General features: G+C 71.2%; 3 protein-coding genes and 1 pseudogene. 1 reads left to right on the top strand and 3 read right to left on the bottom strand.

The features are described from left to right. Both ACT6Y9_RS08965 and ACT6Y9_RS08960 read right to left on the bottom strand, forming a co-directional pair. Window positions 1-618: pseudogene (locus tag ACT6Y9_RS08965) on the bottom strand (tetratricopeptide repeat protein); the annotation flags it as partial. 122 nt (window positions 619-740) lie between these two features. After that, the gene (locus tag ACT6Y9_RS08960) at window positions 741-2,162 is read right to left on the bottom strand and encodes a HAMP domain-containing sensor histidine kinase (protein WP_443744281.1); all 1,422 of its coding nucleotides are present in this window, start codon (window positions 2,160-2,162) and stop codon (window positions 741-743) included. Window positions 2,163-2,311: 149 nt separating this feature from the next. Here ACT6Y9_RS08960 and mutY point away from each other — a divergent pair, with 149 nt between their 5' ends. Continuing rightward, complete coding sequence (mutY, locus tag ACT6Y9_RS08955; protein ID WP_295480234.1) at window positions 2,312-3,379, top strand: A/G-specific adenine glycosylase; 1,068 nt, start codon at window positions 2,312-2,314, stop codon at window positions 3,377-3,379. On the opposite strand, the gene rapZ is transcribed toward mutY, so the two are convergent. After that, window positions 3,367-4,257 carry an RNase adapter RapZ gene (gene rapZ / locus ACT6Y9_RS08950; protein WP_295480232.1) on the bottom strand — a complete coding sequence of 297 codons (891 nt, stop codon included), beginning with the start codon at window positions 4,255-4,257 and terminating at the stop codon, window positions 3,367-3,369. The genes mutY and rapZ overlap by 13 nt on opposite strands. Window positions 4,258-4,399: the final 142 nt, after the last annotated feature.

Raw genomic sequence — 4,399 nt, 5'->3', positions numbered from 1 at the left:
GCGGCGGCAGGCTTCGGCGCCGCGGCCGGCGGCCGCGAGGATCTGCGCGTAGCCGATCTGCACGTCCGGACGGGCGGCGTGGCGCGCCGCGTAGGGGCCGAGCGCGTCGGCGAGCGCCCGGATGCCGCGGCTCTTCTGCGCCGAGGGGCCGAGCGTGGCGATGAGGCGGTTGAGCCAGTCGCCCGCCTTGGCGTCGCGCGGGGCGAGCGCCTTCTCCATCGCGGCGAGTTCGCTGCGGACCGCAGGGGCGTCGCCGCGCTCGACGGCGTTGGCGAGAAGCGTCTGGCGCGCGCCTTCGGCGGCCGGATCAAGCTTGAGCCAGAGCCGGGCGGCGGCGAGGGTCTTTTCGGAATCCCGCGCGGAGACCGCCGTCTCCCAGGCGAGCTGCGCGACGCCGGGATTCTTCGTCGTCTCGGCCGCGTCCATCCAGGCGGCGTAGGCGAAGCCCGCCTCGCCGCGGTGGAGCGCCACGTCGGCGGCGATGAGCTCGAAGAGCGTGCGGTCGGGCGTCGAGACGGCCGGATGCCCAGCGGGCATGCCGGGCATCGCCGCGGCCGGAAGAGCGGTGGCGGCGCAGAGTGCGCAGGCAAAGAGTAGACGGAGCGTGCCGCTGGACATGATGTCGTCCTTCTGGTGTTCTGATGCGAGTCGGCCGGGGCGGGGAGAGATGAGCCGCGGACGGCGGTTCATTCTATCGGCGCGGCGCCCCGGCCGACCGGGCGGAGCGGTGAGGGAATGCTTCAGCGCGCCCCCTGCACGGCCGCCGGGGGCGCCGCGAGCGGCAGGTCCACGATCACCTCAAGGCCGCGCGGCAGCAGGTTTCTCGCGCGGATGGAGCCGCCGTGGGCGAGGACGGCGCTGCGCGCGATCGTGAGGCCGAGGCCGAAGCCCGTGCCGGTCTGCTCGCGGTTGCCGCGCACGAAGGGGTCGAAGAGCGTCGGGAGTTCGTTTTCCGGCACCCCCGGCCCCTCGTCGCCGCAGCGGATGCGCAGGAGGCCGGGGCCGCGCTTCATGCGCACCGTGATCCGGCCGCCCTCGGGCGTGTGGCGCAGGCTGTTGCGCAGAAGGTTGCCGAGCGCCGAGCGCAGCGATTCGGCGTTCACTTCGAGCACGACGTCCCGGTCGAGCGCGTCGTCGAGCACCACCCTGATGCGCTTCTTCTGCGCTTCAAACCCCGCGGTCTCGACCACGTCCTCGACGAGCCGGCGCATGGATTCGGGCGTCTTCGCCAACGACCCGCCCGCTTCGTCCTGCCGCGCCACCGTGAGGAGCTCCTCGACGAGGTGGTCCACGTTGCTCACCTCGCGCTCGATGCGCTCGAGGTAGCGCGCGGCGTGCTCGGGATCGCGGCGCGCGAGGTCCACCGCGACGTCGATGCGCGCGAGCGGACTCCTCACCTCGTGGCTCACGTTGTGAAAGAGCCGCTGCTGCCGGAGCACGAGGGCGCCGATGCGCTCGGCCATGCGGTTGAAGACCCGGGCGAGGCCCGCCACCTCGGCGCCCGCGGAGGAGAAGGCCGGATCGACGCGGGTGTCGAAGCGCCCGCTCGCGACGTCGCGCATCGCCGAGTTGAGCCTCAGGAGCGGCCGGGTGTAGTAGTAGGCGAGTACGGCCGAGACGAGCGCGGAAAGCACGAGCGCGATGAGCATCGCGACGACGGCGGTCTCGTGGCCGTTGAAGGGGAGAAACGAAAGGTCCTGCGGCACGGTCGCGAGCATGGCGAAGGCGTAGTAGGGCCGGCCGTCGATCTCGACGCGTTCGATCGAATTGAGTGGGAATCCCGTGAGGCTCGCTTGGTCGGTGAGCGACCGCTCGATCTTCTCGCGGTCGCGCCCGATGGAGTCGAGCACGGCCGCGGGCACCCTGCGCCCGGAGATCTCCTCGCCCGCGTCGTTGACGATGTACACGGTCGGCCGGGTGTTCTGCGCGCTCTTGAGCCACCGCACGAGCTCCTCGCGCCCGGCGTACTCGTTGACCACGAGCGCGGCGAGGACGGACTTGCGCCCGCCGATGCGTCCGTCGATGCGGCCCTCGGCGCATTCGTTCTTCTGCACCCAGTAGAAGATCGTGCCCGTCACGAGCGAGGTGACGACGATCACGCTGAGGATGCCGGCGAGCAGGCGCCAGAAGAGGCTCGAGAAGTCGGGGTGGCTGAAGGACATGACGGCGGAGCGCTTTTGGGAGCACAGAAGAGAAAAGGAATCATTATCGCCCGCAGTCGGCCGCGGCCGCCCTTCCCGCCGCGCGCAGCGCCGGTCTGCGGGCGTGCGAGAATGGGCGCCCAGCCGTTTTCGTTTTCCCGTCGCCCCTCATGACCGATTCAGACTTCGCCCGGACGCTCGCCCGCTGGCAGCGCGCCTTCGGGCGCCGCGACCTGCCCTGGCAGCGCTTTTCGACGCCCTACGAACGGCTCGTCTCCGAAGTGATGCTCCAGCAGACGCAGGTCGGTACGGTGATTCCGTACTACGAGCGCTTTCTCGCGCGCTTCCCGACCGTCGAGGCGCTCGCCGCCGCCCCTGCGGACGAACTGATGCGCCTCTGGGCGGGGCTCGGCTACTACTCCCGCGCGCGCAACCTCAAGCGCGCCGCCGAGCAGGTGGCGGGTCCTCTCGGCGGACGCTTTCCCGACACCGCCGAGGGGCTTCTCGAACTCCCCGGCGTCGGGCCCTCGACGGCGGCCGCGGTCGCGGCCTTCACGAGCGGCGAAGCGAAGCTGCCGATGGTGGACGGCAACGTGAAGCGCGTTCTCGCGCGCGTGCGGATGATTCCGGGCCGCGTGGGCGAGAAGTCCTTCGAGACGGCCGTCGCCCGTGCGGCCGCGGAGCTTCTTCCCGGGCCGGAGGACGTCGCCGCCTACACGCAGGGGCTCATGGACCTCGGAAGCGGCGTCTGTCGCCGCCGCGCGCCGCTCTGCCCGTCGTGCCCCGTGCGCGGCTTCTGCCGGGCGGCTTTTGCCGGGCGGGCGGAGGACTTCCCCGCGCCGAAGAAGCCCCTCGTGAAGACGGTGCGCCGGCTCGTTTTCGGCGTTCCCGTCAGCGCGCGGGGCGTGTGGCTGCGCCGCGGCGCAGACGGAGGCGTCTGGGCCGGACTCTGGACGCCCGTCGTGCGGGAGGTTCCGCTCGACGCCGCCGGAATCTCCGGGCCGGCGGACTTCGGGTTCGACGAGGGTTGGGAGGCGGCGCCCTTGGGCGCCATGAAGCGCGAGCTCACGCACCAACGGCTCTTCCTCGACGGATGCGCGCTCCTGCGCACGCAGGGGTCGCTCGAGGCGCAGGGGTTCACCTGCTTCGCCGCCGATCCGGCCGCCTGGCCGGGCATGCCCGCGCCCGTGCGGATCTACGTCGAGCGGGCGCTCCGGGCGGCGGGCTATTCGGTCTGAGCCTTCTGCTCGGCGCTGAGCGCCTGCGCGAGCGCGCGGTGGCGCACGATCGTTCCGGTGCGGTCGGAGAAGCGCCGCCCGAGCATTTCGGCGACGTAGACGGAGCGGTGCTGTCCGCCCGTGCAGCCGATGCAGACCGTGAGGTAGTGGCGGTTCTGCGCCGTGTAGTGCGGGATCCACTTCTCGATGAAGCGCCCGATGTCGTCGATCATCTCGCCCACGAGCGGCTGGCGCGCGAGGTACTCCGCCACGGGCGCGTCGAGCCCCGTGAGGGCGCGCAGCTCGGGCGCGTAGTAGGGGTTGGGGAGGCAGCGCACGTCGAAGACGAGGTCCGAGGCGAACGGGAGCCCCCGCTTGTAGCCGAAGGACTCGAAGGTGAGCGTGAGCTTCGCACCCGGCTCGCCGATGAACTGCTGCACCCAGCGGCGCAGCTGCGAGGGCAGCAGCCGCGTCGTGTCCATCACGTGCGCGATCTGCGCGACGGGCAGCAGGAGCTCGCGTTCGCGGCGGATCGCCTCCTGGAGCGTGAGCTCCTGGTCGAGGTGCTCGGCGTGCGTGGAGAGCGGATGACGGCGGCGCGTCTCGGAGAAGCGCCGCACGAGCTCCTCGTTCGAGGCGGTGAGAAAGAGCACGCGCGTGTCGAAGCCGCGCGCCTTGAGATGCTCGAGCGCGGCGAAGGCGGTGTCGAATGTCGCGTGCGAACGTGCGTCGATCGCGACGGCCGCGGCGCGGGTGCCGTTGGCGGCGAGCCGCTCCGCGACGGGTTCGAGGAACTCCGCGGGCAGGTTGTCGATGCAGTAGTAGCCGCTGTCCTCCAACTGCCGGACGGCGATCGACTTGCCGCCGCCGGAAAGACCCGTGACGATGATGAGCTGCATGGTGCGCGCCTCAGAAGAGATGTGGAAAGCGAGGGGTTCTGTTGTTGTAGCAGGAAGCGCCCGCGCACGCCGAGCGGAGGCCGCAGTCTTTACCAAACCGAGCCGTAAAGCCCCGTCATTCATGGCGGGGATATAAGGCGAC

It is taken from the genome of Sutterella sp., assembly GCF_052272535.1.
GTDB lineage: Bacteria > Pseudomonadota > Gammaproteobacteria > Burkholderiales > Burkholderiaceae_F > Sutterella.
The sequence above is the reverse complement of the archived record's forward strand: the minus strand, read 5'-3'. Positions and strand labels throughout refer to the sequence as shown.

Excerpts from the sequence above, each read along its gene's own strand:
- ACT6Y9_RS08960 (WP_443744281.1), bottom strand. The coding sequence starts at position 2,162 with ATGTCCTTCAGCCACCCCGACTTCTCGAGCCTCTTCTGGCGCCTGCTC.
- rapZ (WP_295480232.1), bottom strand. The coding sequence starts at position 4,257 with ATGCAGCTCATCATCGTCACGGGTCTTTCCGGCGGCGGCAAGTCGATC.
- mutY (WP_295480234.1), top strand. The coding sequence starts at position 2,312 with ATGACCGATTCAGACTTCGCCCGGACGCTCGCCCGCTGGCAGCGCGCC.